At 61.4% G+C, this 20,752-nt stretch carries 16 protein-coding genes and 1 pseudogene; 3 read left to right on the plus strand and 14 right to left on the minus strand.

The genetic code is table 11. The features are described 5' to 3' along the window. Positions 1 to 49: 49 nt before the first annotated feature. The 6 genes from NKH37_RS14825 to NKH37_RS14850 form a co-directional block, all read right to left on the minus strand. Positions 50 to 2,470: a polysaccharide biosynthesis tyrosine autokinase gene (locus NKH37_RS14825; RefSeq protein ID WP_353005341.1), complete on the minus strand. Its 2,421-nt coding sequence runs from the start codon at positions 2,468 to 2,470 to the stop codon at positions 50 to 52. A 149-nt stretch (positions 2,471 to 2,619) separates the two neighbouring features. Further along, positions 2,620 to 3,516: a UTP--glucose-1-phosphate uridylyltransferase GalU gene (galU, locus tag NKH37_RS14830; RefSeq protein ID WP_352483974.1), complete on the minus strand. Its 897-nt coding sequence runs from the start codon at positions 3,514 to 3,516 to the stop codon at positions 2,620 to 2,622. A gap of 76 nt (positions 3,517 to 3,592) precedes the next feature. After that, entirely contained in the window at positions 3,593 to 4,543 is a 951-nt protein-coding gene (locus tag NKH37_RS14835; RefSeq protein ID WP_023717979.1) for a glycosyltransferase family 2 protein, read from the minus strand. Then, positions 4,533 to 5,483 carry a glycosyltransferase family 2 protein gene (locus NKH37_RS14840; protein WP_023717980.1) on the minus strand — a complete coding sequence of 317 codons (951 nt, stop codon included), beginning with the start codon at positions 5,481 to 5,483 and terminating at the stop codon, positions 4,533 to 4,535. The genes NKH37_RS14835 and NKH37_RS14840 overlap by 11 nt, the downstream gene beginning before the upstream one ends. Continuing rightward, complete coding sequence (locus tag NKH37_RS14845) at positions 5,483 to 6,478, minus strand: glycosyltransferase family 2 protein (protein WP_353005342.1); 996 nt, start codon at positions 6,476 to 6,478, stop codon at positions 5,483 to 5,485. Before NKH37_RS14845 ends, NKH37_RS14840 begins: the two co-directional genes overlap by 1 nt. Positions 6,479 to 6,489: 11 nt before the next feature. Further along, positions 6,490 to 7,662: a glycosyltransferase family protein gene (locus tag NKH37_RS14850; RefSeq protein WP_353005343.1), complete on the minus strand. Its 1,173-nt coding sequence runs from the start codon at positions 7,660 to 7,662 to the stop codon at positions 6,490 to 6,492. 292 nt (positions 7,663 to 7,954) lie between these two features. On the opposite strand from NKH37_RS14850, the pseudogene NKH37_RS14855 reads away from it, so the two are divergent. After that, positions 7,955 to 9,007, plus strand: a pseudogene (locus NKH37_RS14855) (polysaccharide pyruvyl transferase family protein); the annotation flags it as partial. 222 nt (positions 9,008 to 9,229) lie between these two features. On the opposite strand, the gene NKH37_RS14860 reads toward NKH37_RS14855, so the two are convergent. The 8 genes from NKH37_RS14860 to NKH37_RS14895 form a co-directional block, all read right to left on the minus strand. Further along, the gene (locus NKH37_RS14860; RefSeq protein ID WP_023717984.1) at positions 9,230 to 10,693 is read right to left on the minus strand and encodes a lipopolysaccharide biosynthesis protein; all 1,464 of its coding nucleotides are present in this window, start codon (positions 10,691 to 10,693) and stop codon (positions 9,230 to 9,232) included. Next, positions 10,690 to 11,976 carry a glycosyltransferase gene (locus NKH37_RS14865; RefSeq protein ID WP_353041121.1) on the minus strand — a complete coding sequence of 429 codons (1,287 nt, stop codon included), beginning with the start codon at positions 11,974 to 11,976 and terminating at the stop codon, positions 10,690 to 10,692. The genes NKH37_RS14860 and NKH37_RS14865 overlap by 4 nt, the downstream gene beginning before the upstream one ends. 70 nt (positions 11,977 to 12,046) lie before the next feature. Continuing rightward, positions 12,047 to 13,126, minus strand: coding sequence for a glycosyltransferase (locus NKH37_RS14870; protein WP_023717986.1), 1,080 nt, complete (start codon positions 13,124 to 13,126; stop codon positions 12,047 to 12,049). Positions 13,127 to 13,157: 31 nt separating this feature from the next. Continuing rightward, complete coding sequence (locus tag NKH37_RS14875) at positions 13,158 to 14,489, minus strand: UDP-glucose dehydrogenase family protein (protein ID WP_023717987.1); 1,332 nt, start codon at positions 14,487 to 14,489, stop codon at positions 13,158 to 13,160. 85 nt (positions 14,490 to 14,574) lie between these two features. Further along, the gene (gene exoK, locus NKH37_RS14880) at positions 14,575 to 15,441 is read right to left on the minus strand and encodes an endo-1,3-1,4-beta-glycanase ExoK (RefSeq protein WP_352483971.1); all 867 of its coding nucleotides are present in this window, start codon (positions 15,439 to 15,441) and stop codon (positions 14,575 to 14,577) included. Positions 15,442 to 15,577: 136 nt separating this feature from the next. After that, entirely contained in the window at positions 15,578 to 15,979 is a 402-nt protein-coding gene (locus tag NKH37_RS14885) for a hypothetical protein (protein WP_023717989.1), read from the minus strand. 256 nt (positions 15,980 to 16,235) lie between these two features. Continuing rightward, the gene (locus tag NKH37_RS14890) at positions 16,236 to 17,258 is read right to left on the minus strand and encodes a glycosyltransferase family 2 protein (protein ID WP_352483969.1); all 1,023 of its coding nucleotides are present in this window, start codon (positions 17,256 to 17,258) and stop codon (positions 16,236 to 16,238) included. Between the two features lie 398 nt (positions 17,259 to 17,656). After that, positions 17,657 to 17,929: an exopolysaccharide production repressor protein gene (locus NKH37_RS14895; RefSeq protein ID WP_023717992.1), complete on the minus strand. Its 273-nt coding sequence runs from the start codon at positions 17,927 to 17,929 to the stop codon at positions 17,657 to 17,659. A 605-nt stretch (positions 17,930 to 18,534) separates the two neighbouring features. On the opposite strand from NKH37_RS14895, the gene NKH37_RS14900 reads away from it, so the two are divergent. Next, a complete protein-coding gene (locus tag NKH37_RS14900; RefSeq protein ID WP_292659405.1) occupies positions 18,535 to 19,212 on the plus strand; it encodes a sugar transferase in 678 nt (225 codons plus the stop codon). A gap of 193 nt (positions 19,213 to 19,405) precedes the next feature. After that, positions 19,406 to 20,629 carry a polysaccharide biosynthesis/export family protein gene (locus NKH37_RS14905; protein WP_084642532.1) on the plus strand — a complete coding sequence of 408 codons (1,224 nt, stop codon included), beginning with the start codon at positions 19,406 to 19,408 and terminating at the stop codon, positions 20,627 to 20,629. Positions 20,630 to 20,752 lie beyond the last annotated feature (123 nt).

A 20,752-nucleotide genomic window follows, 5' to 3' on the forward strand; every position in this document is an offset into this window, starting at 1 on the left:
CGGGTGATTCCGCTTCGGTGCAAAAATGCTCGAAACGCGCGGACCGCACTCAGGCAGCCGCCTTTGTGCGCGCTTCCGATTTTTCCAGATAATAGCTCGAATATTTGTCGAAGAATTTTTCCGAGCCGCCGATCGCGCCATACTTGGCGAGTTTCTTCAGCTCGACCTTGTTCAGGACCGCGCCAATGATCTTCTTCGCGATATAGGGTTCCGAGCTCAGCATCGATTGCACCATCGCACGCGGCGTGCGTCCCCACTCGGTGACCAGCACGAAGCCGTCGACAAGCGGAGCGAAGGCCTTGGCGTCGACGACGGGCCCGAGCGGCGGCAGATCGACGATGATGTATTCGAAGGTTTCCTTGGCGTTGTCGATGAAACGCCGCATGCCGGCTGAAGACAGAAGCTCGCTGGTATGCGAAAACTGGCCACGCAGGACGGCCGGGATGATCGCCAGTTTGGTCTGCCGGTCGATCTTGCCGACCGACTGCCAGGTCTGCCCGCTCACCACCGCTTCCATCAAACCCTGCTCGGCCTCCATGCCGAGGCTGCGGCTGAGGCCGGGATTGCGCAAGTCGCCGTCGATCAGCAGCGTTTTCGATCCGTTGGCGGCAAGCAGCCCGGCAAGATTGGCCGCCACCGTCGACTTGCCTTCGCCGGGAAGCACCGAGACCACGCCGATGACCCGGCTGCCCTGGCCTTCTATCACGACGTCGAAGGCGATCTTTGCGTTGCGCAGCGTCTCGGAGAACATCGATGCCGGTGCATCGACGGTTACCCGCATGCGCGCACGTTTTTCGGCTGCCGACAATGTTTTGGAGGGCTGGGATTTGGACGACTTGGCGCTCTTGGATTCAACGACTTTGACGTCAGGCTGACCGCCATTGCGCTGGTCATCCTTGCCAGCCTTGCCGATGACCGGGAGATAGCCGAGGAATTTGAGGCCGACACGGTCGCGCACATCTTCGCCGGTCCTGAAGAAGCGTTCTCTGAATTCATTCAGGCCACCAACCCCGGCCCCCATCATTATGCCAAGCGCCAGCGAGAGCCCCAGCACGATGGCCGTGCGCGGGGTTGCGGCCGACTGTGGCATCGTCGCGTCCGAGATGACCCGGATCTTGCCGACTGGGAAGGATTGCTGTTGGGCAGCCTCCTCATAGCGGTTCAGGAATGTCTGGTAGAGCGTCGACAGCGCCGTGGCCTTTTGGTCCAGCTCACGCAGCTTGACCTGCGACTGGTTGTCGATGGAGCTCTTGCCAGCCGCCAAGGCGACATTTGCGCGGAGCGCGGTTTCGCGCGCCAGAGCGACCTCGTATTCGTTGCGGTAGCTTTCGGTCAGTTGCTTCAGCTCGCCGAAAATCTGCGCCGATATGTCGGCCTTCTCCTTGGCGAGCGCGACGGCCTGCGGATGTTGCGGGCCGAAATTGGCTTCGACGTCCTGCTGCCGCTTGGCGACGGTGAGATAGCGGTTCTTCAGCGTCGTAATGACGGAGCTGCTCGGCTGGTCGTTCGATATCGCGGCGTCCTTGAACGCATTGTCCGAGCCGCTTTCGACGATCGACTTGTACTGCTGATAGCGGGCGCCAGCACGTGCGGTATCGGCCTGCGCGACGATCAGCTGAGTGTTGAGATCGGACAATTGCTTGTCGCTGATCAGCTGGCCGTCATTGACGGCCAATCCATGTTCGGCCCTGAACTTTTCGACCGCGAGTGCGGCCGCCTGGGAGCTCTCACGAAGCTCGGTCAGCCGGCCTTGCAGCCAGACAGCCGCCCGCTCGGTCGCGTCGAAGCTGGCATCAAGCTGATCGGCGAGATAGGCGTCGGCATAGGCCTTGGTGATGGCGGTCGCAAGCGCCGGATCCGTCGCCTGAAAGGAGATGCTGATGACAAAGCTTCGGCCGATCCGCTCGGCATCGAGTTGGTTCTGCAGTTTGAAGATTGCGTAGTCGCGGGGCAACGACGATGCGGTGATCGCGTCACGCGTCGCGGCATCAAGCTGAGTGACATCGGTTGTGCTCGCGGCGCGCTTGGGGCGGACAGACTGGATGATACCGCGTACAAAGCTTGCGACCTTAGACAGGGCCGATGTCGGAGGGTTCATGAAAGCATCGTTCTGATCGAGCTTCAGCTTGTCGACGACCACCCCCGCCAGCCTGGCCGACTGTAGAATTTCGATCTGGCTCAGAACGGCGGAGTCGGTCTGCATGCTGACCGACGCCGCCGAAATATCGTCGACGACCTTGTTCAATCCTTCGTCGATCAGCACGCTGCTCGTCGCCACATAGGTAGGAGGCGTGGTCTGCAAATAGAGCACGCCGAGAAAGAGACCGATGATGGCGCAGGCGGCAACCACTTTCGCCTGCCGCGCGGCCATGCCAAGCAGACGCTCGATGTCGATGAAGTCTTCGGCGTTTGCCGCACTCGAAGTCGGCAATGGCGTCCTCTTGTCGACAGGAAAATTGGCATAGTTCATCTTCGGTCCAATTCTAGTTTGCAGGCGCTACCGCCTCGAAGATCGGCACATAGGGTGCAAACCCTGCGCCGGACAGTGCGCGTTACGCGCGGCGCAACGGCCTGTCCTGCGTCATCAGCCGCACCCACAATGCCTCGAAAAAATGGACATTATGCGGCTTCTTCCCGACGCTGATGCGACCGGACGAATTCCTGCAGCATCTCGAAGATCGGACCCTTCATGTCCTCACGCGCCAGCGCGAAAGCGACATTGGCCTGGATGAAGCCCTCCTTCGAACCGCAGTCGAACATGCGGCCGTTGAAAGGCTGGGCGAAGAAGGCCTGCGTCTGTGCGAGACGCACCATTGCGTCGGTCAGTTGGATCTCGTTGCCGGCGCCGCGTTGCTGGCTGCCCAGCAGCGAGAATATCTCGGGCTGCAGGATGTAGCGGCCGTTGATGTAGAAGTTCGACGGCGCGTTGGCCGGTGCCGGCTTTTCGACCATGGCCGTCACCTCGAAGCCGGTGCCGACATCCGCGCCGCGCCCGACAATGCCGTATTTGTTGGTCTCGGTCGGATCGCAACGCTCGACGGCGATAACGTTTGCGCCAGTCTGCGCATAAAGATCGGCGACTTCGGCAAGACACCCTCGCCCGCCAAAGGACACCATATCCGGCAACAGCAACGCGAAAGGTTCGTCGCCGATGACCTCTCGCGCGCACCAGACGGCGTGGCCGAGGCCTTGCGGCGACTGCTGACGGATGAAGCTCGTCGCGCCGGCGACGGGAAGCAGGCTCTCGAGTGATTCGAGCTGCGCCTTCTTGCCGCTCTGCTCCAGGGTTCCGATCAGTTCAGGATGCAGATCGAAATAGTCCTCGATCACCGCCTTGTTGCGGCCGGTGACGAAGACGATGTGCTCGATGCCGGCCTCGAATGCCTCGTCCACCGCATATTGCACCACAGGCTTGTCGACCACCGGCAGCATTTCCTTCGGCATGGATTTGGTCGCCGGCAGGAACCGCGTTCCAAGCCCCGCCACCGGTATGACTGCCTTCCTGACTTTTTTCATTGCATGTTCCTTCTGAGGAGATCGATTTCAACCCTGTCGCAGGCGGCGAAATTTGTCTTCATTCGCCTGCAGCCCTTTACCTCCCCGCCACCACGGCAAACTGTGCCGCTACCCTTCGCAGCCGGACGGCGATCGGCATGCTCATATGCCGAACCGCCGCCGGATCGCTGAGCGCCGTCCATATCGCCTTGAGCGGGGACCGCGCCTTGATGTGCTGAACCAGCGACAGGAATGATGCCGCCCGCCGCAGGCTGCGAGCGCGCCTGGCGAACGCCGCCGCGGCCGCAGCATCCATGGAATGGGTCGCGGCGAAGGTGGCATCGGCCCGGCGCATCGCCTCGACGTGATGAAGTTCGAGCACCCGGGAGATGGAACCGGTGCGAATGTGGTAAATATAGCCCGTCGTCGGCTCGACCACGCATTTGCCGCCTTTGGCCAGAGCACTGGCCAGGAGGATGTAGTCTTCGCCAATGATCAGGCTTTCATCGTAACGAAGCCCGTTCTCGTTCAGGAACCGGCGCTGGAAGATCGGCTTGAGATAGCCGAGATTGAACCTCGATTCGAAGAGGACATTGCCGCCGATGTAATCCGCCAGCGAGATTTCACTGAGCCCTTCCAGATAGTCGGCCGGGAACATCGTCTCTTCCGCAACGCCGTCCTCCCGAACGACCTGCAGATTATCGACCGCGATCTCGGCGCCGGCTTTTTCCGCGCGTTCGATCATGGTGCAGATTCGCCCGGGATAGACCGCGTCGTCGGAATCGAGAACCGCTACCCACCTGCCGCGGGCAAGCTCAAGGCCGGCATTCCTGGCGCCGCCAGGCCCACGGTTTTGCTCAAGCGCGACAACGCGTACGATGTCTTCGGGGTAGGATCTCGCCAGGTCGAGCGTCCGGTCGCGCGACTTGTCGTCGACGACGATGACCTCGAGGCTGACATTGCGCTGGGCGACGGCGCTGGCAATCGCCCGATCGATGGTCGCCTCGGCATTGTAGGCGGCAATCACGAAGCTCACGTCAGGCTGCACGCTTGCCCCCTTGCTGCGGCGAAGACAGGCCGTATTGGCGGATTTCACGAACCCCGACGAGGCCGCTGACGACGCCGACATGCATAATGCCGCGAAGGACGCTGCGGTTCCGTCGGACGGGGTCGATGGCGACCGGAATTGCCGACAGGAAACTATAGCCGGCCTTTGCCGCGGCAATGCCGACCTGCTTGAGCCGGGCAAGGCCGCGCGCGTTGCGCCCCAGGAGGTGACCATGCGTCTGCCCGACGCGGAACCGGCGGCGGCCGAGCCAGTCGAATGCCGCCCTGGCAGGCGGCACCACTTCATCGACCCAAGCCTCTGGCGAAAAGGCGATACTGCCGCCGGCCTTGACCATCTGGTCGAAGAATTCCGTATCTTCGCCGCCGGTCTGGCCACGTGCCAGGCTGAAGCGCCGGCCGCGCAGGCTCTCAGCGCCAATTCTGAGCAGGACGTTGCAGGTGTAGCCGGTGCGGATCTCGCCGCGCACCCAGACCGGCGAGGTCGAGTGGAAATCGCCTTTGCGCATCCAGTCGGGCGCATCCGGCAGGTAACGGGCTTGCACCGGCCCGAGCACGGCCGCAGCACCAGTTGCTTCCACCGCCGCCACCAGTTCGGCAAGCCAGCCAGCGGTGGCCGTCTCGTCGTCGTCGATAAAGGCGACGAAATCCGCCGCACTGGCATCGAGGCAAGCGTTGCGCGCGATCGAAATGTTGCGGGCCGGGGCGTGCCGGTAGGTCACCGGCAGCTTCAACTCCCCCGCTAGCTTGGCGACCAGCGTTTCGGCCGTCGGCGTATCGTCGTTGTCCGCGATGATGACACCGACATCGAATCCCGCGGGCATATCCATGGCTGCTACGGAGCGGAGCGTGTCGACAAGCTCCGGCCGGCGAAATGTGCAGACGCAAATATCGATGCTTCGATTTTTCTTGACCGGGTCCATCACGCTACCCCGCGCTGCGGTCGCGGTGCTAGCAGCTGCAGCCAGAAGCCGACCGACCAGCCGAAATGCATGACCATTGCCGAGACCCCGGCAAGCGCAATGTCGGGTTTGCGCTGACTGACCGCGGTCCAGAAGCCGTAGCCAAGGCAGACCGAGACCCATAGCAAAAGCGGCACGGCCGCCAGCCAGTGGACGAAGGAAAAGGCGGCGAGAAGAACCACGGGAAACACCAGAAGCGGCACCATCTGCCGTATCTTCGGGATCATGCGGTGCTTGAGAGCGTTCTTCGCCCGGCCGCGGCCATAGCCGAGATACTGAAAATAGAGGCCCTTCAGCGAGGAGCGCGGGTAGTAGACCATTTGTGTCTTACCGGTCATCCAGATCCGGTAACCGGCCTGACGGAGCCGATAGTCGAGTTCGGCATCCTCATTGTGGCTGAACGTCTCGTCATAGCCGCCGACCGCGGTGAAGACCGATATCCGGATCAGCGCATGGTGGCCATGATCGACCCATTCCCCCGCCGAAAGGTGCCGATGCTTGGAGCCGCCGGTGCCGAGCCTGGAATTCTGGGCCGCGGCCGCCGCCTTCTGCACCATGCCGCTGCCACTGGTCAGCATCGAGACGACGACCGAATCCGCCCCGGTGGCCTGCGCTTCTTCGACCAGCCGGTCGCAATAGTCGGCGGGATAGCCGCCATGCGCGTCGATGCGAATGAGATAGTCGACGCCCTCCCCGAACCTGGCAACGGCGAGATTGATCGCCGCGCTCTGCAAGCGCTTTTCATTGTGGAGCAGGACCACCCGCTGATCTTTTGCGGCGATATCCGCGACGATCGTCCTGGTGCCGTCCGTACTGCCGCCATCGGCAACGATGATCACGGCGCCCAGCCTCTTGGCCGCAGGGCGGAGCTCTCGAAGCAACGCGCCGATATGGGGCGCTTCGTTCAGGCACGGAACCACGATCATGCAGGATGGGAGCGTTTCGGTTTGCGTCATCGGCCGTCCTTCTATGCCAATGCTTCGGCAGCATATGGACCGGGCGCCGCGGCAAGGCCGCGGAGTTTTTCGACGAGCGCCCGGCAATCGGCGCGGTCGTAGCTCCAGGTGCGCGGATTGCGGGCGAGAACACGTGCCCTCAATGTCTCGAACCGATGCTGCTCCATGGTGCCGAGGGCAGCTTCGAGCGCCTCGGGCGTGGCTTCTGGCAAAAGAACGCCGATGCCTTGCCGATCGAGGAACCGGCCGGTCTCGGTGTTGCCCATCGAGATCGGCACGGCTCCGAAGCGGCAGCCCTCATAGAGACGGTTGGGCAGCAGCCATTCGGAATTCAGGCCCTGCTCAAAAAAGTCGATGGCCCAGGAAAAGTGAACCTCGCGGTAGATCGCCGCCATATCCTCCGGATTGCGATAGGGTCCGCCAAACGAGAGCCAGGGTTCCGATTCAACAAAACCGTGGAAATCGGGAAATTCGGACAACGCCGGGCGGCCTCTGAGGACGATTTCGAAGCGGCCGTCGAGGCGGCGCGAAAATTCGGCCAGAAGCTCCAGGGAGCGGCGGCAGCGGAGCGCCCCGAACCAGCCGATTCGCCAAGGCGGCGCAACGGGATTCTCCTCCGTCATGCGGTCATCCAGGGAAGCCGCGGCTGGCTCGAAATACTTGTTTTCGAGCAGTTCGACCGGCGCGGCAATCTGTCCGAACGGCTTGAAATAATTGGCGATGAAGGCCGGAGAGCTGGTCACCAGAAGCTTCACATCCCTGGCCAGGAAGCGTTCTGCGCCGCGCATCGCCCAGCCCAGCGAATCGTCGCGGAGCAGCAGACGATGGATGTCGAGGCACTCGTAGACAATCGGCACCGTTGCCTGGAAAGCCGACCTGGCCCGCCGGGCAAGCGCCAGCATTTCCAAATTGCGCGCGATAATGAGGTCGGGCCGTTGCATTGAACCCAGCTTGGAGCCGGTCGAGACCACCGCCTTCATGATCGCCGCCAGACGCTGGGCGAATCGGCCATCACGCGTCGGGCCGAGATCGATCGGCTGCAAGCCCTCGACATCAGCAACCGCGCTTGCCGTTCGACGAAAGCCCGCCAGCGTAACCTGGGCGCCGCCTGCCTTGAGCATTATGATCCGCCGGCGCACTGCCGGGTCGGAGACGTCGTGTACCAAGTACAAGACATGCAGCATGAAAACTCGACCGCTGTTGGCCCGCCCGCGACAATGCTAGTACAGCTCTTGCTGCATCGCAACATTTTTGGTTGCAGCGTAGCAAAGATCCACATTTTTTGTTGCACTGCAAAATCGATGGGTTAATCTCGCTCTGCTTGGGCCGCATGGACCGCGCGTTGGCCCTGCCATTGGGCTGCGCGCCAATAATCACGACGCGAGGACCATCCTTGGCGTGCAGCATTTTCGGCCAACCCGCACCTCGGCATCCGTCGACCGAACCGCGGGACTACTCACGAAATGAGGTCATTCAATGAAGATCGCGGTTGAAAACACCGTCTGCCTGAATACCGGAGACGCAGCGATTCTCCTGGCGATTCGCCATGTTTTCAAGACGATCGTGCAGGACGATATCCAGTTCTACGTCTTCGACAGCCAGCCGGAGGTGGCGGCGAGGCTCTACACGAAGAAGGAGTATCCAGATCTCGAATTCCACAAGCTGCTGTCGGAATCGCTGTTCCGCTACAAATACGGCAGTGGGCTGAAGAACCTGTTCAAGCCGATCTACAATCGGCTCGTACTCAATGCCCTGCGGCGGTTCGGCATCCGCGGCGTTCTCGGGCGTTTGTTCAGCTCAAGCAATCGCCGTGTTCTCGAGATCTACAAAGACGCCGACCTCGTGGTCACGACAGGCGGAACCTATCTCGTCGAGACCTACAATCTGGAACGGCGCCTCAATCAATTCCGGATCGACGCGATTCTGGGCAAGGACCCGGTCTTCTTCACGCAATCGCTCGGCCCGTTCAACAAAAGTTACAATCGCCAGGAGTTGAGCCCGATCTTCGACCGGAGCCCGCTCATCCTGCTGCGCGATGAACGTTCGAGAGGCCACATTGTGGACATGGTGAAAGACCCCGGCAAATGCCACGTCGTGGCCGACGCCGTCTTTGCGCTGGCCGATACCGACAGGATCGGAAGTTTTCTGGCCTCCGGCCAGTCGGCGACTGTCACCGGCCGCGTCGCCATTTCCGTCCGTCACTGGAACTATGTCAGCGACGGCGAGGGCGGCATGCGCCGCTACATCGACTCGATCCGCGAGATTGCGACCATCCTGGTCAGGGACCACGCCAAGCAGGTGACCTTCGTCTCTACCTGCCAGGGCGTGCCGGAATACGCCCATGACGATTCCAAGACGGCGCGGGCGATCGTTGCCGAACTCGATCCGGAGATCGCCACGCATGTGAGCGTGGACGCTTCGTTCCACACGCCGGAGCAACTGATGGCCCTGGTGAAAGGCTTCGACTTCGTCGTCGCGACGCGCATGCACATGATGATCATGTCGCTCTGCGTCGGCACGCCGGTGCTGCCGATCGCCTATGAATTCAAGACCAAGGAACTCGCCAAGCGGATCGGCGTCGCCGACCTGCTGCTCGACATCGACACGGTAACGCCCGAGGAAGCGAGCGAGAAGCTCGGCAGACTTACCGCCAATCTCGACCTCTATCGCAGGACGAGCCTTCAGGCAGTGCTTGAGGAGCATGCGTCGGCGATGTCGGCAGGTGAGCTTTTGAGGCCGGTTATTGCCTGCCTAGCGGGCGTTGCGCATGGCGCTGGAAAGCGTGGTGAACAACGCACTGCGCGACTGGCGAAGGGCAAGCATGAGGATCAGGCCGATCGAATAATTGAGGGCAACCGCCAGGACCACCGCGAGCAGGTCTGACTGGCCGGTCAGCGATACGGGCAACTCCCGGTAGACGGACCAGGCAAGCAGCGACGACATGATGAAAAGCCCCTGCATGATCAGGAAGTCGGCTGCGGTCACCGGGCCGACCCGGTGGACAAGAACGGCAAGCACCGGGACGCGCAGCATATAGCCGCTGATCGCGTAGGCCGCGGCGACACCGACGGCGCCCCAGTGCAGGCCGATAATGAAGGCGGCGACCGTCGTCAGCGACGAGTAGATGCCCCAGTGGAACATGGTCTTGGTCTTGCCCTGGCAGATGAAGATCCATCCGGTGGTGCTTGAGACGGACTGGATCAGGCTGGCGATGCCCAGCCAGGCGAAGATCGGCGCCACCGCTGTCCAGCGCTCGCCGAAGAGAAGCCCGACGACCTGGTCCGACGTCAGCGTCAGCGCCGCGATGCCGGGCATGGTGATGGCCGCCAGCATCCAATTGGTCCGCACATAGATGTCGCGAAACCGCGCCTTGTCCTCATGGATGCGGCTCAGCAGCGGCACCATCACGCGTGTCAGCGGCTGGTTGATGTTCTGCAGCGGAAACAGCAGGAGCTTATAGGCGCGGTCATAGTAGCCGAGTTCGATCGCGCCCGAATATTTTCCGATCAGGATGTTGTCGAGATTGCGCGAGAAGAAGTTGGCCAGATTGAAGCCGGTCAGATTGGCGCCGAAGGACAATATGTCGGTATCGACCTTCAGGTCCGGCCGCGACGGCGTCCAGCGCGCCACCTGCCATGCCGCGGCCAGCGCGACAACAGCCGAAACCGCCGGGCCGATGACCAGCGACCAGTAGCCCAGTCCCGCATAGGCGGCGATTGCGGTAGTCGCAAGTCCGGCAGCGGCGGTTATCACATCGTTCAGCGCGAGCTGGCCAAAGCGCAAATGACGGTTCATCAGCGCCAGCGGCACCGCGGCGAGGCTGCCAAGAAGCAGCGGCAAGGCAGAGCCGATGGTGATCCCGACCATGCGTTGATCGCCGTAGAAGGCGGCGATGGCGGGCGCCAGGCATGCCACCACCACGGCACTGCCCAGCCCAACCAGCGCACTGATCCAGAATACCTGGTTGAGCTGTTCGGTGCTGATGTCCTTGCGCTGGACCACAGCCTGCTGCAGGCCTAGGTTTTGAAGCAATCCGACAAAGGCCACGATCGGCCCGACGGAAGCCACGAGACCAAAATCCTCGGGGACCAGCAGACGCGCAAGCACGATGACCGAGAGAAACTGGATCGCCATCTTGAAGCCTTGCGCGCCGATCGTCACCACGCCGCCGCGCAGAGCGACGCGACCGAACTGGGGGGGCGGGTTGGCGTTCATGCCGGGCGCCTGGCTTCGGCCAGTTGAGCAACGATCTGCGCAAAACGTTCGTTGAGCAGGTCCGCGTTGAAATCCTGCTCGATCTTGCGGCGCGCCGCACGTGCGATGCGCTCGCATTTGTCCGGGTTCTCGGCCACCCAGACAAGCTTGCGGGCCAACGCCGCAACGTCTCGCTCCGGTGCGAGGAAGCCTGTCTCCTGATCCTCGATCAACTCGGGGATGCCCGAGTGATAGGTGCTGACAACAATCAGCCCGGCGGCCATAGCTTCCATCAGCGCCACCGGAATACCCTCGAGATCGCCGTCCTGTGCAGCAACGCTGGGCAGCAGGAATACGTGGGCGTCGCGCAGGCGCTGCTTGACCTCGGCGTGCGGACGCGGCCCGAGGAAAGTCACCCGGTCGGCAATGCCGAGATTTACGGCGAGCTTCTTCAACTCTTCCAGCAATTCGCCGCCGCCAATCACCGCATAGACCCAGTCACGCTGCGGCAGGCTGGCGAGCGCCCGAAGGGCGAATTCGATGCCCTTCTTTTCGGTCAGCCGGCAGACCGAGATGAAGGACAGCGTGTCCCGGTCCCAGGAACGCCAATGGTAGCCGATCTCACCGGGCCGCACGCCCATATGGTGAACCATGACTTGCGCGGGGGGTGCGCCGACGCCGATCAGGGCGTCGCGGAAAAACGCGTTCACCGGGAGCTGGAGAACGCCCTTGTCGAAGACAACCTTGTAGCGCGTGAGCGTGTCGTCATGCAGCGGTTCGCCGACATCGCGGCCGTGGAATATGGTCACCAGCGGAGCGGAAATCCGGCCTCGTTTCATGGCGCGGGCAACGCGCATGCCGTTATTGCCGAAATGCGCGACGATCACATCGGCGTTCTGCAATTTGCGCGCAAAGGCGATGTCGATAACGGTCGAGAGCTTATCCCAGAACCTGCCCGACCATCTCCTGAGCGTCGGGCGAAAGCGCCCCAGTCCGCCCCACCAGCAGACGACCTTGCCAGGCAGCGCCTGCCAGCGGCGATCGTCGATGTTGCTGTCCTTGCCGAACGACGTCTCGTTGCAGACGACGCCGACTTGCATGCCGCGCTCGAGGCACCCTTCTATCTGGTCGAGGACGAAGGTCTCCGACAAAGAGGGGAACTTATCAACTACGAAGCAAATCTTCATCGAATGGACGATCTTTCGAGGCCGGTCGGCGATCTGCTCGCGCGGATGAGGGCTGAAGCCCGTCGCCGCCGTGCGAGGCGCCCCAAGCGTCTGGTGTTGTGCGTGCCGTTGTCCCAAAGCAGCTCCCACCCCGGTCAGGCGCGAGAGCCGGCTTTTGGGCAACGTGTATGGTTTTGGACGAAATGCATCAGGCGGCATGCTCCAGCGCGCCTTGCCTGGCGTTGTCGAGAACGCCGAGGAAGGTCGCGAACTGAATGTCTGGATTCATTTGCGGCCGCTCCGAAAACAGCTGCGCCGCCGCCGACAGCCTGTCGTACTCGGCCTTGTCGCTCCATAGCCGCCTGACCGCGGCGACCCAGTCGTCGAGCGGTGCGTCATAGTCAAGTACAACGCCGCCGGCGCCGATCGCTTCCGGCAGGCCGCCGCGGCGGGACCCGACGACCGGAATGCCGCTGCAATGGGCCTCGGATGCCACGCGCCCCCAGGCCTCTTCCCATTTGCTGGGCGCCAGCAGGATCTTGGTGCGGCCATAGACCGTCTTCATGTCGCTGGTACGGCTTTCCAGCCTGACGTTGCGCAGCGGCGCGATGGTCCGTTCGATCTGCGCCCGGTGGTCGTCGTCGAGCTTCCAGCTTTCGACGAACAGAAACGGGATTTCGGGGCATTGGCCGGCGATGCGCACGGCGAGTTCGAACCCTTTTTCATTGTAAGGGTTGATCAGCGTGACGAATTCGCCGGTCGTCGGGGTGCTGTAGAGCCCGGGATTGATGGTCGGCGGAATCACGGTCGAGTCGATGCCGAACCTTTCCTTATAGGTGCGCGCGGTGAATTCGGAGTTGGCGATATAAAGCGCCGAATGCAATTCGCGCAGGTCGCCGGCCAGCTCGTGGAATTCGACGTTCCGCAGATAGACCACCAGCGGCACGCCGAGCGCCTGCAGCGCCTTTCCGATCGGCACCGATTTGTGGCACTGCACGACGGCGACATCGGGATCGAGCCGTTCGACCGCGAAGCGCGCCGCCTCCCAGGGAAACCACGCCCGCACGACCGGATAGCCGGGATAGCTGTCGATGACCGCACGCTGGCGAAGCAGTTTCATCTTGGCGCGCGCCTTGAAGCCGAACATGCCATCACCGAACAGTGCCGCCAGGACCGAGGCGTCATGACCGTGCTCGCGCAGCTGCTCGACCAGATGGTGCGTGCTCGACTGAACGCCACCGCTGAACTGCGGCGTGTAGCCGTTGCCGCCTGCAAACAGAACTTTCATGGACCTGGCTCCTTGCTGGACCGCCCTATCGTCACGCCGCCATTCTGCCGATGCTGTGGTATTCGATGCCGTGGCGGGCGATGACCTTGGGGTCGTAGAGGTTGCGTCCGTCGAAGATGACGGGCGTGGTCAGCGCGTCCTTCAATGCATCGAAGGACGGCGCACTGAAGCTCTTCCACTCGGTCACGATCAAGAGCGCGTCGGCACCTCGCACAGCGGCCTCTTTGGTGCCGCACAGCTGCAGGTCGTCGCGCAACCCGTAGATCGCCTGGCATTCCTGCATCGCCTCGGGATCGTAGGCCTGCACATTGGCACCGGCGGCCCAGAGCGCCTCCATCAGCGTGCGGGCCGGGGCTTCGCGCATGTCGTCGGTATTGGGCTTGAAGGCCAGGCCCCACAGCGCAAAGGTCTTGCCCTTGAGATTGCCCTTGAAATAGCGGTCCACCTTCTCGAACAGGACCGACTTCTGCTGGTTGTTGCGCTCCTCGACGGCACGCAGCAGCTTGGCGTCGAACTTGATGGCTTCGGCGGTCTTGATCAGGGCGCGCACATCCTTCGGGAAGCACGAGCCGCCATAGCCGAGGCCCGGATAGATGAAGTGGTAGCCGATCCGCGGGTCGCTGCCGATGCCCTTGCGGACCTCCTCGATGTCGGCGCCCAGTTGCTCGGCCAAATTGGCCATTTCGTTCATGAAGCTGATCTTGGTCGCCAGCATGCAATTGGCCGCGTATTTGGTAAACTCGGCACTGCGCACGTCCATCACGATCATCTTTTCGTGGTTGCGGTTGAACGGCGCGTAGAGCTCGCGCATCACCGCCTCGGTGTCCTCGTTGCTGGTGCCGACGATGATGCGGTCGGGCTTCATGCAGTCGCTCACAGCGGACCCTTCCTTGAGGAATTCCGGATTGGAGGCGACGTCGAAAGCCAGATCCTCGCGCCCGCGCGCCCTCAGCGTCTCGGCAATCCTGGCCTTTATCCTTTCGCAGGTACCGACCGGCACGGTCGACTTGCCGACGACGATCTTGGGCGCGTCCATCTCACGACCGATGGCCTCGGCGACGGCCAGCACATATTTCAGGTCTGCCGAACCATCCTCGCCCGGAGGCGTGCCGACCGCGATCATCTGGATCTGGCCATGCTTGATCGCCGCGGCGGCGTCGGTGGTGAACTTGATGCGGCCGGCGGCATGGTTCTCCTTGACCATGTTTTCGAGCCCAGGCTCGAAGATCGGGACATGACCCTGGTTGAGCCGCTCGACCTTTTTTGCATCGATGTCGACGCAGACCACCTGATGGCCGACTTCGGCAAGCACCGCCGCCTGTACAAGACCGACATAGCCGATTCCAAAGACAGTCAAATTCATTCGGTTTCATTCCTGTTCAAGGCTTCGGGGCCTGTTCGAGCTTCGGGCTCGGACCACCTTCGGCCCGGCGGGTTCAGATGCGCTTCTAGTTCGTTTTGCATGCCAGCGATTCCGGGAATTGGCAGGGCTGGCCGAGTGCGGTGAATGCAACGCGGTCCACTTGCATGGCGAGCTTGCGGCCCGGATCCGAGAACGGCCCCATCCAGCCCTTCATCGTATCGCTGCCCCACAGGCTGAAATAGATTCTTTGCGAATGGGTGGGCAGCTTCGCCGGATCGGTGATCTCGTGGACAAGCTTGCCGTTGACGTACCAGCGCAGCCGGTCCTTTTCCCAGACGAAGGCGTAGTCGTTGAAGGCCTTGTCGGTGCCCCCGGCGACGTCGACCAGCTTCTCGTTCTTGCCCTTGCCGGCTATGTAGGCGTTGACCTGGACCTTGGACGTGTCCTTGGTCAGCACCTCGAAGTCGATTTCATCATGCGGCTGCTTGTCGGCATCGCCGACGAAGCTGAAGAATGCCGCGTTGACGCCGGAGCCCGTGTCGGTCTTCATCCGCGCCTCGTAGGTGCCGTAGCCGAAGCGCTGCTTGGTCTGGATCTCGGCGCAGGCGAATTCGCGATCCTTCAGCTTGCGCTTCTCGAAACCGAGCGTCAGCATGCCGTCGGAAAGGCCGATCAGGCTTTTGGACCAGGTGCAGTTCTGATGCTTGCCGTTCGTCCAGCCGTCGGAAATGTACCAGCGCGCGCGACTGAGGCTGGTGAAATCATCGACAAAGGACGGCGCGGTTGGGAGATCCTGGGCGCGGACGGGCACCAGGCCCGCAACCAGGCTGCCGAGAACGATCAGCAGAAACGCGCCGTCTGAACGGAGCCGCCGCAGCTTGCCTGGGATCGGGCGCGTGAACGGGGTGCCGCCGGTTGCCGGGGTGGACGTGCTTTTAGGATCTGCGTTCATATCAAACTCACCTTTGTGCTGTGCGCCCCCAAAGCGATCGTTCGAACCGTGACGAAACAAGCTAATCTTGACCTCTGTCGCTCCTAGGCTCCGTGTAGCGTGCCCAAAACCATTGCGCCGACTCCGGGATATTCGCTCAACCTGTGCCGGGACCGGCGGGTTTCACAAAATCGGTCCTTATGTCTGGGCCGTTCTGCCGATCCTCCTCGAAGATTTCATCCAGCGAATGACGGAGATCCTTCATCATCTGCTTCTGGCGCGAGAGCGCAGCGATGCGCCGCTCGCAATTCAGGATCGACCTGGTCAGTTCGCCAACTTCGGAAGACCTGCGGGAGGAGACCGCCCCGTTTTCCATGGCCTCGACCAGGAAGGCGGCATTGGTGGCCGTTGTCCTGTAGCGGTTCTCAAGTCCGTTCTTCTCCGCCTCGACCTCGGCCGCGATCTGGTCCAGCAGCTTCGCCAAGCGATCGAGTCGCGCGGTGTCGGTCTGCGTGTCGCGCGCCGGATCTCTCGATCGGAAGCGAAAGATCGAGGCCATGCAGTCAGCGCCCCATCATCGTCGAGATGATGACCGGACTTGGCGCCCGTCCACGTTCAAAAGACATTTCTCGCATCGTCCAGCTCCTCTGACAGGGGATGCCTCGGGCCAGTTCGGTTGGCCGTCCAAAATTGCTGCACCGCAACATAGATTGCCATTCCCCGCGCGCATAGGCAACCACCTAGATCGTAAACTCATAAATCGCGTCGAAATGGTGCGAGCCGACCGAGGTAAGGCGATCGCCACGTTGACGAGCCTAGCTTTCGCCGGCTGTGCTGGTTCCGGCCATGAGGAAGCGCAGCGGCGGCACATGCTGACGCTTAGCGGCGAAGCCAGCGCGGCGAAACAGCGCATCCAGCTTGTCGGAGGCAACGCCGCGGACGACGGCCGTGAGGTTGGACGAGCCGGCCAAGGCATAGGCCACAGCCGGCGCCAGCCCGCGCTCAGTCTTCACGTCTAAGAACTTCCGCAACCGGTATTTGTCGCGAATGTGCCGCTCGTGCCTTCTCAGCGCAGCCTTCGATGCCTCCGGCAAACTGTCGATCGCAAGCAGTGCCAGGTCGGCATCGGCCAGATGCTTCAGATCCTGGGTGTTGTGCCGTCCGCTCAGCGAATCGGCGCGCACGATCGCGCCGTAGCCACAGGATTTGATGACCTTGAAGCGCGCGCCATGCGCAACCGCGCGCGCATAGAGTTCATAGTCTTCGCCAAGGCGCAGCTTCTCGTCGTAGCGCAGCTCATGCCGATCGAGGAAGGCGCGGCTGATCACGGGTTTGAGGAAGCCCAGTTCCCCTCGTTGCACACGGCGCCTGGAGATGTTGGCGTCGATGAAACCCTCGAAATCGAGGAATTCCGGCTCGGGCGAAAACGGTGGAGCGACGATTTTCGAGACGTCGGTTGCCGCGTCATCCCTGACAAGCATGATGTTGTCTGCCGCGAAATCCCAATCGGTGCTGGCGAACAGTCTGTGAAACCTGCCTTCGAAAAAGAAATCATCAGCGTCCAGGATGCTGATGAACGGCGACCTGGAACCGGCTATCGCGGCGTTGCGGGCAAAGGAGGGGCCGCGATTGACGTCGAAGCGGATGACGGAAAGGCGGCCCGTGCCGTCGTCGGCTGCATGGGCGACTTTCGCGGTATCGTCGGTGGACGCGTCGTCGACGACGACGACTTCCGCAACCTCCGGCTCGCGCAATGCCGATGCAATGGCAGCCGGGATTGTCCGCGCCGCGTTACGGGCAGCGATGATCACGCAGACTTGGGATGATGTCATGGACATGCCTCTCGATTGCAGAAATCGTTGCGGATTTCCTCGCCCTCCCCGCTCAATGCCTCACCGCCCGTCTGACATGCATCGGCCCAAATGCCTATGCTGCAAGTGCGAAGCAAGCATCGCCAAAATCATCGGCGCCGTCCAGTTTTTCATTTGGCTGGGTGTCATGACGCGGATGGGCAGGCGGCGAGCCGCAATCGGGATAGCTCCCGAAAGGCGCCGCTTGGCAGAGCCGCTCCTGCACGGCCCGGATCAAGCCACTGGCGCGCTCAGTTGGCCAACCAGTCACTGCCGAGTAGGTCGTGGCGATGGAGAGCGGCCGCTTGGTGGAGGCCGGGAGCATCGAGGAATTGAAGAAACGGGATGCCGACTTGCGGCGTGTTGCTGGAGGCCAACGCCCGAAATCAGTGAAGGCCTCTCCTGGCGCTTAATTTCTCGCCTTCGGCCGCTTCGTTCGAACTCAGCTTTCGTTCTGCGTCGCGAATTTTGTCGGCCGAGGTCGGGGCATTTCTTGCGACCATGGCAAAGACCAGCAGAAAATAACCGAGTTGGATGACTATGGCGCAGCCGATGACGCGAAAAAGCGTCGTGCCGAGCGAGGCGCCGCCCAAATAGGACCAGACGACCACGATCGCCAGCGCAAAACACATTCCGATAATGAACTTTGGCAGTGACATACCCGATAGCCCATCAACCGGCTCGGGAAAAAATGTCGACAAGCCCACCCCGAGCACCTCCCTTAAACTCTGCGAGCTTGTTTAGGTTGCCCGCTTCTGGCCGGTTGCTTCCGGCCTTGCCCAATCTGTCCATACTCCGACAGAAACAATTTGCAACTCTATTGAGGCGAGCAATAGGCGGCAAGGGCAGCTACGGAATAATTTTAAGCGAATCCTCAGGATCGCCTCTGCCATGGTGCAATGCACACGTCGGCATCACCACTGATTGACGGATATCGACTCGCTCCAGTAAGATTTATAATATTGACCAGTATCTTATCATAACATCAGTCGATATTTTGAACTTCTAAGTGACGGCAAAGCTCCACAACCGGGTATAAAGAGCGATTCGCCCAAAATCAGCCCCAAAATTGGACTAGATTTTCCAAAATTGCTCATAATCTGTCGCCTTTGCGACATAAAGGCAAAATTTTGTGCAGGACGAGTTCATTATTTAGTCAGTTCATGACGCGACTATTACAGCCGGCTGGGAAATTGTGTGTTGCGCTGCAGCATTTTTTTGGTATCGTGCGCTAAACCATCCGTTCAACGTATGGAGTTTACGCATGAGGGACGTAGCCAAGCCGGCCGACGCGGATTTTTCGCAGGCCGGCGTCGATTTTCCGCCGCCGATCGGCGGCCTGCTCAAACGCAGCTTCGATATTGCCGGTTCGCTGATCGGCCTGATCGCTCTCAGCCCGCTGTTCGTGATGATAGCGCTGCTTGTCAGGTTTTCCGATGGCGGGCCGATTTTCTATGGTCATAGCCGGATCGGCCGCGGAGGACGGATTTTTCCGTGCCTCAAGTTCCGCACTATGGTTCCAGACGGCGAGCGGGTGCTTGCTGCCTATCTCGCCGCGAATCCGGAGGCCAACGCCGAATGGATAGCGACCCGCAAGTTGAAGAACGACCCGCGGATCACGCGCGTCGGAGCGGTGCTGAGGAAGCTCAGCCTCGATGAGTTGCCGCAGATCATCAACATCCTGCAGGGGGATATGAGCCTGGTTGGGCCTCGTCCCGTGGTACGCGATGAGTTGGAGATCTATGGCAATTCGGCCGTCTATTACCTGAAATCGCGCCCCGGCCTGACCGGGCTCTGGCAGGTTAGCGGACGCAACGATGTTTCCTACGACAGCCGCGTCGCGTTCGATCGACACTATGTCGAGAACTGGTCGATGTTCGAAGACATTCGCATCATCATCAAGACCGTACCTGCGGTCTGGATGTCGCGAGGCTGCTACTGACGGCCGCTTGCTGGCCGTGCATCGAGGAGCGACTGTCCAGAATTCGAGCCCGGAACTCAGGCCCCGGGACTCAGGCATCGGGACTCAGGCATCGGGCGGGGCAAACCAGATCGGAAACGCTCAGTTGAAAGCAGATATAATCGATATCTTTTGCACCGGCATTCTCTCCAGACGCATGCGGCGAGTACGACTTTTGACGACTTGCCTCACGCTGGCGACCGGCCTGTCGCTGGCCCTGCCGCAGTTTGCCTTCGCCGATGACTATCGGCTTGGAGCACAAGACAAGCTAACCATCCGCGTAGCGGAATGGCAGACCGTCGAAGGCACGTTCCGTGACTGGTCGGCCATCAATGGAGAATACACGGTCGGGCCGGCAGGAACCTTGTCGGTGCCGTTCGTCGGCGAGATGCCCGCATCCGGCAAGACGACCTCGGAGATCGCGGCATCGCTCGGCGAGGCGCTACAGCGTAAGCTCGCCCTGGCTGACAAGCCCGAGGCCTCCGTCGAAATGGCGCAGTACCGGCCGTTCTATATTTCTGGCGAGGTGCAATCGCCCGGACAGTATCCTTGCGTGCCTGGGCTGACGGTGCTGAAAGCGATGAGCATTGCCGGCGGAACGCGGCGGAACTCGGAGAGCGGGCAGCGCTACGACCGCGACCTGATCAATGCCAAGGGCAATTTCGACGTACTTCAAGACCAACAGGTCAGGCTGATCGTCAAGCGCGCCCGCATCGAAGCGGAACTGGCGAACAAACCGTCATTCGAAGTGCCGAAAGAAGTGGCCGACGATCCGAAGCTGCCCAGCATCGTTGCCGATGAGACGGCGATCCTGGCGGCCGACCAGAAGAAACTCAACCTACGCTTGCAGGCGCTCGACGACTTGAAGGCGCTGCTGCAGAGCGAGATCGATTCGCTGCAGAAAAAGATCGTCAACCAGCAGAAGCAGGTCGATCTGGCGAAGGAGCAGCTCAACGGTATCGGCTCGCTGGCGCAAAAAGGCCTGGTCGTCAACACCCGGGTTTTGAATTCCCAGCAAACCATCGCCGACCTCGAAGGCCAGATACTGGATTACGAAACGGCGATTCTCACGGCCAAGCAGTCGATCAGCAAGGCCACTCAGGACGCTATCGATCTGGAGAACACCCAGAACTCCACCCTCGCGACCGACCGGCAACAGACGGAAGCCGACCTCAACGAAGCGACGCTGAAGCTGAATATGGAAAAAGGCTTGATGACCGAAGCCCTGTCGGGCAACCCCATGCCGCAATTCTATGGCAACAACGAACCAGCCGCCATGTCGTTTTCCCTGGTGCGGGTGGTCGACGGCAAGACCAGCGAAATCACCGCCGACGAAGACACGCCGGTACTGCCCGGGGACGTGATCAAGGTCAAACCGGCGCCCCTGGCCATCCAGTAGCTTCTTTCCACCGGAGCGAAGCACCCACCTCGCAGGCGGCGGCCTGCGGGGTTTTGGGCTTCGTATTTTATGGATCAGAAAACAAGGCGGCCTTTGGGCGACGAACAGCCCGGATCGGCCCGC

Origin of the sequence: Mesorhizobium sp. M1217 (assembly GCF_040318275.1) — a bacterium.
Taxonomy (GTDB): domain Bacteria; phylum Pseudomonadota; class Alphaproteobacteria; order Rhizobiales; family Rhizobiaceae; genus Mesorhizobium.

Excerpts from the sequence above, each read along its gene's own strand:
- NKH37_RS14825 (WP_353005341.1), bottom strand. The coding sequence starts at position 2,470 with ATGAACTATGCCAATTTTCCTGTCGACAAGAGGACGCCATTGCCGACT.
- galU (WP_352483974.1), bottom strand. The coding sequence starts at position 3,516 with ATGAAAAAAGTCAGGAAGGCAGTCATACCGGTGGCGGGGCTTGGAACG.
- NKH37_RS14840 (WP_023717980.1), bottom strand. The coding sequence starts at position 5,483 with ATGGACCCGGTCAAGAAAAATCGAAGCATCGATATTTGCGTCTGCACA.
- NKH37_RS14845 (WP_353005342.1), bottom strand. The coding sequence starts at position 6,478 with ATGACGCAAACCGAAACGCTCCCATCCTGCATGATCGTGGTTCCGTGC.
- NKH37_RS14850 (WP_353005343.1), bottom strand. The coding sequence starts at position 7,662 with ATGCTGCATGTCTTGTACTTGGTACACGACGTCTCCGACCCGGCAGTG.
- NKH37_RS14860 (WP_023717984.1), bottom strand. The coding sequence starts at position 10,693 with ATGAACGCCAACCCGCCCCCCCAGTTCGGTCGCGTCGCTCTGCGCGGC.
- NKH37_RS14870 (WP_023717986.1), bottom strand. The coding sequence starts at position 13,126 with ATGAAAGTTCTGTTTGCAGGCGGCAACGGCTACACGCCGCAGTTCAGC.
- NKH37_RS14875 (WP_023717987.1), bottom strand. The coding sequence starts at position 14,489 with ATGAATTTGACTGTCTTTGGAATCGGCTATGTCGGTCTTGTACAGGCG.
- exoK (WP_352483971.1), bottom strand. The coding sequence starts at position 15,441 with ATGAACGCAGATCCTAAAAGCACGTCCACCCCGGCAACCGGCGGCACC.
- NKH37_RS14885 (WP_023717989.1), bottom strand. The coding sequence starts at position 15,979 with ATGGCCTCGATCTTTCGCTTCCGATCGAGAGATCCGGCGCGCGACACG.
- NKH37_RS14890 (WP_352483969.1), bottom strand. The coding sequence starts at position 17,258 with ATGTCCATGACATCATCCCAAGTCTGCGTGATCATCGCTGCCCGTAAC.
- NKH37_RS14895 (WP_023717992.1), bottom strand. The coding sequence starts at position 17,929 with ATGTCACTGCCAAAGTTCATTATCGGAATGTGTTTTGCGCTGGCGATC.
- NKH37_RS14900 (WP_292659405.1), top strand. The coding sequence starts at position 18,535 with ATGAGGGACGTAGCCAAGCCGGCCGACGCGGATTTTTCGCAGGCCGGC.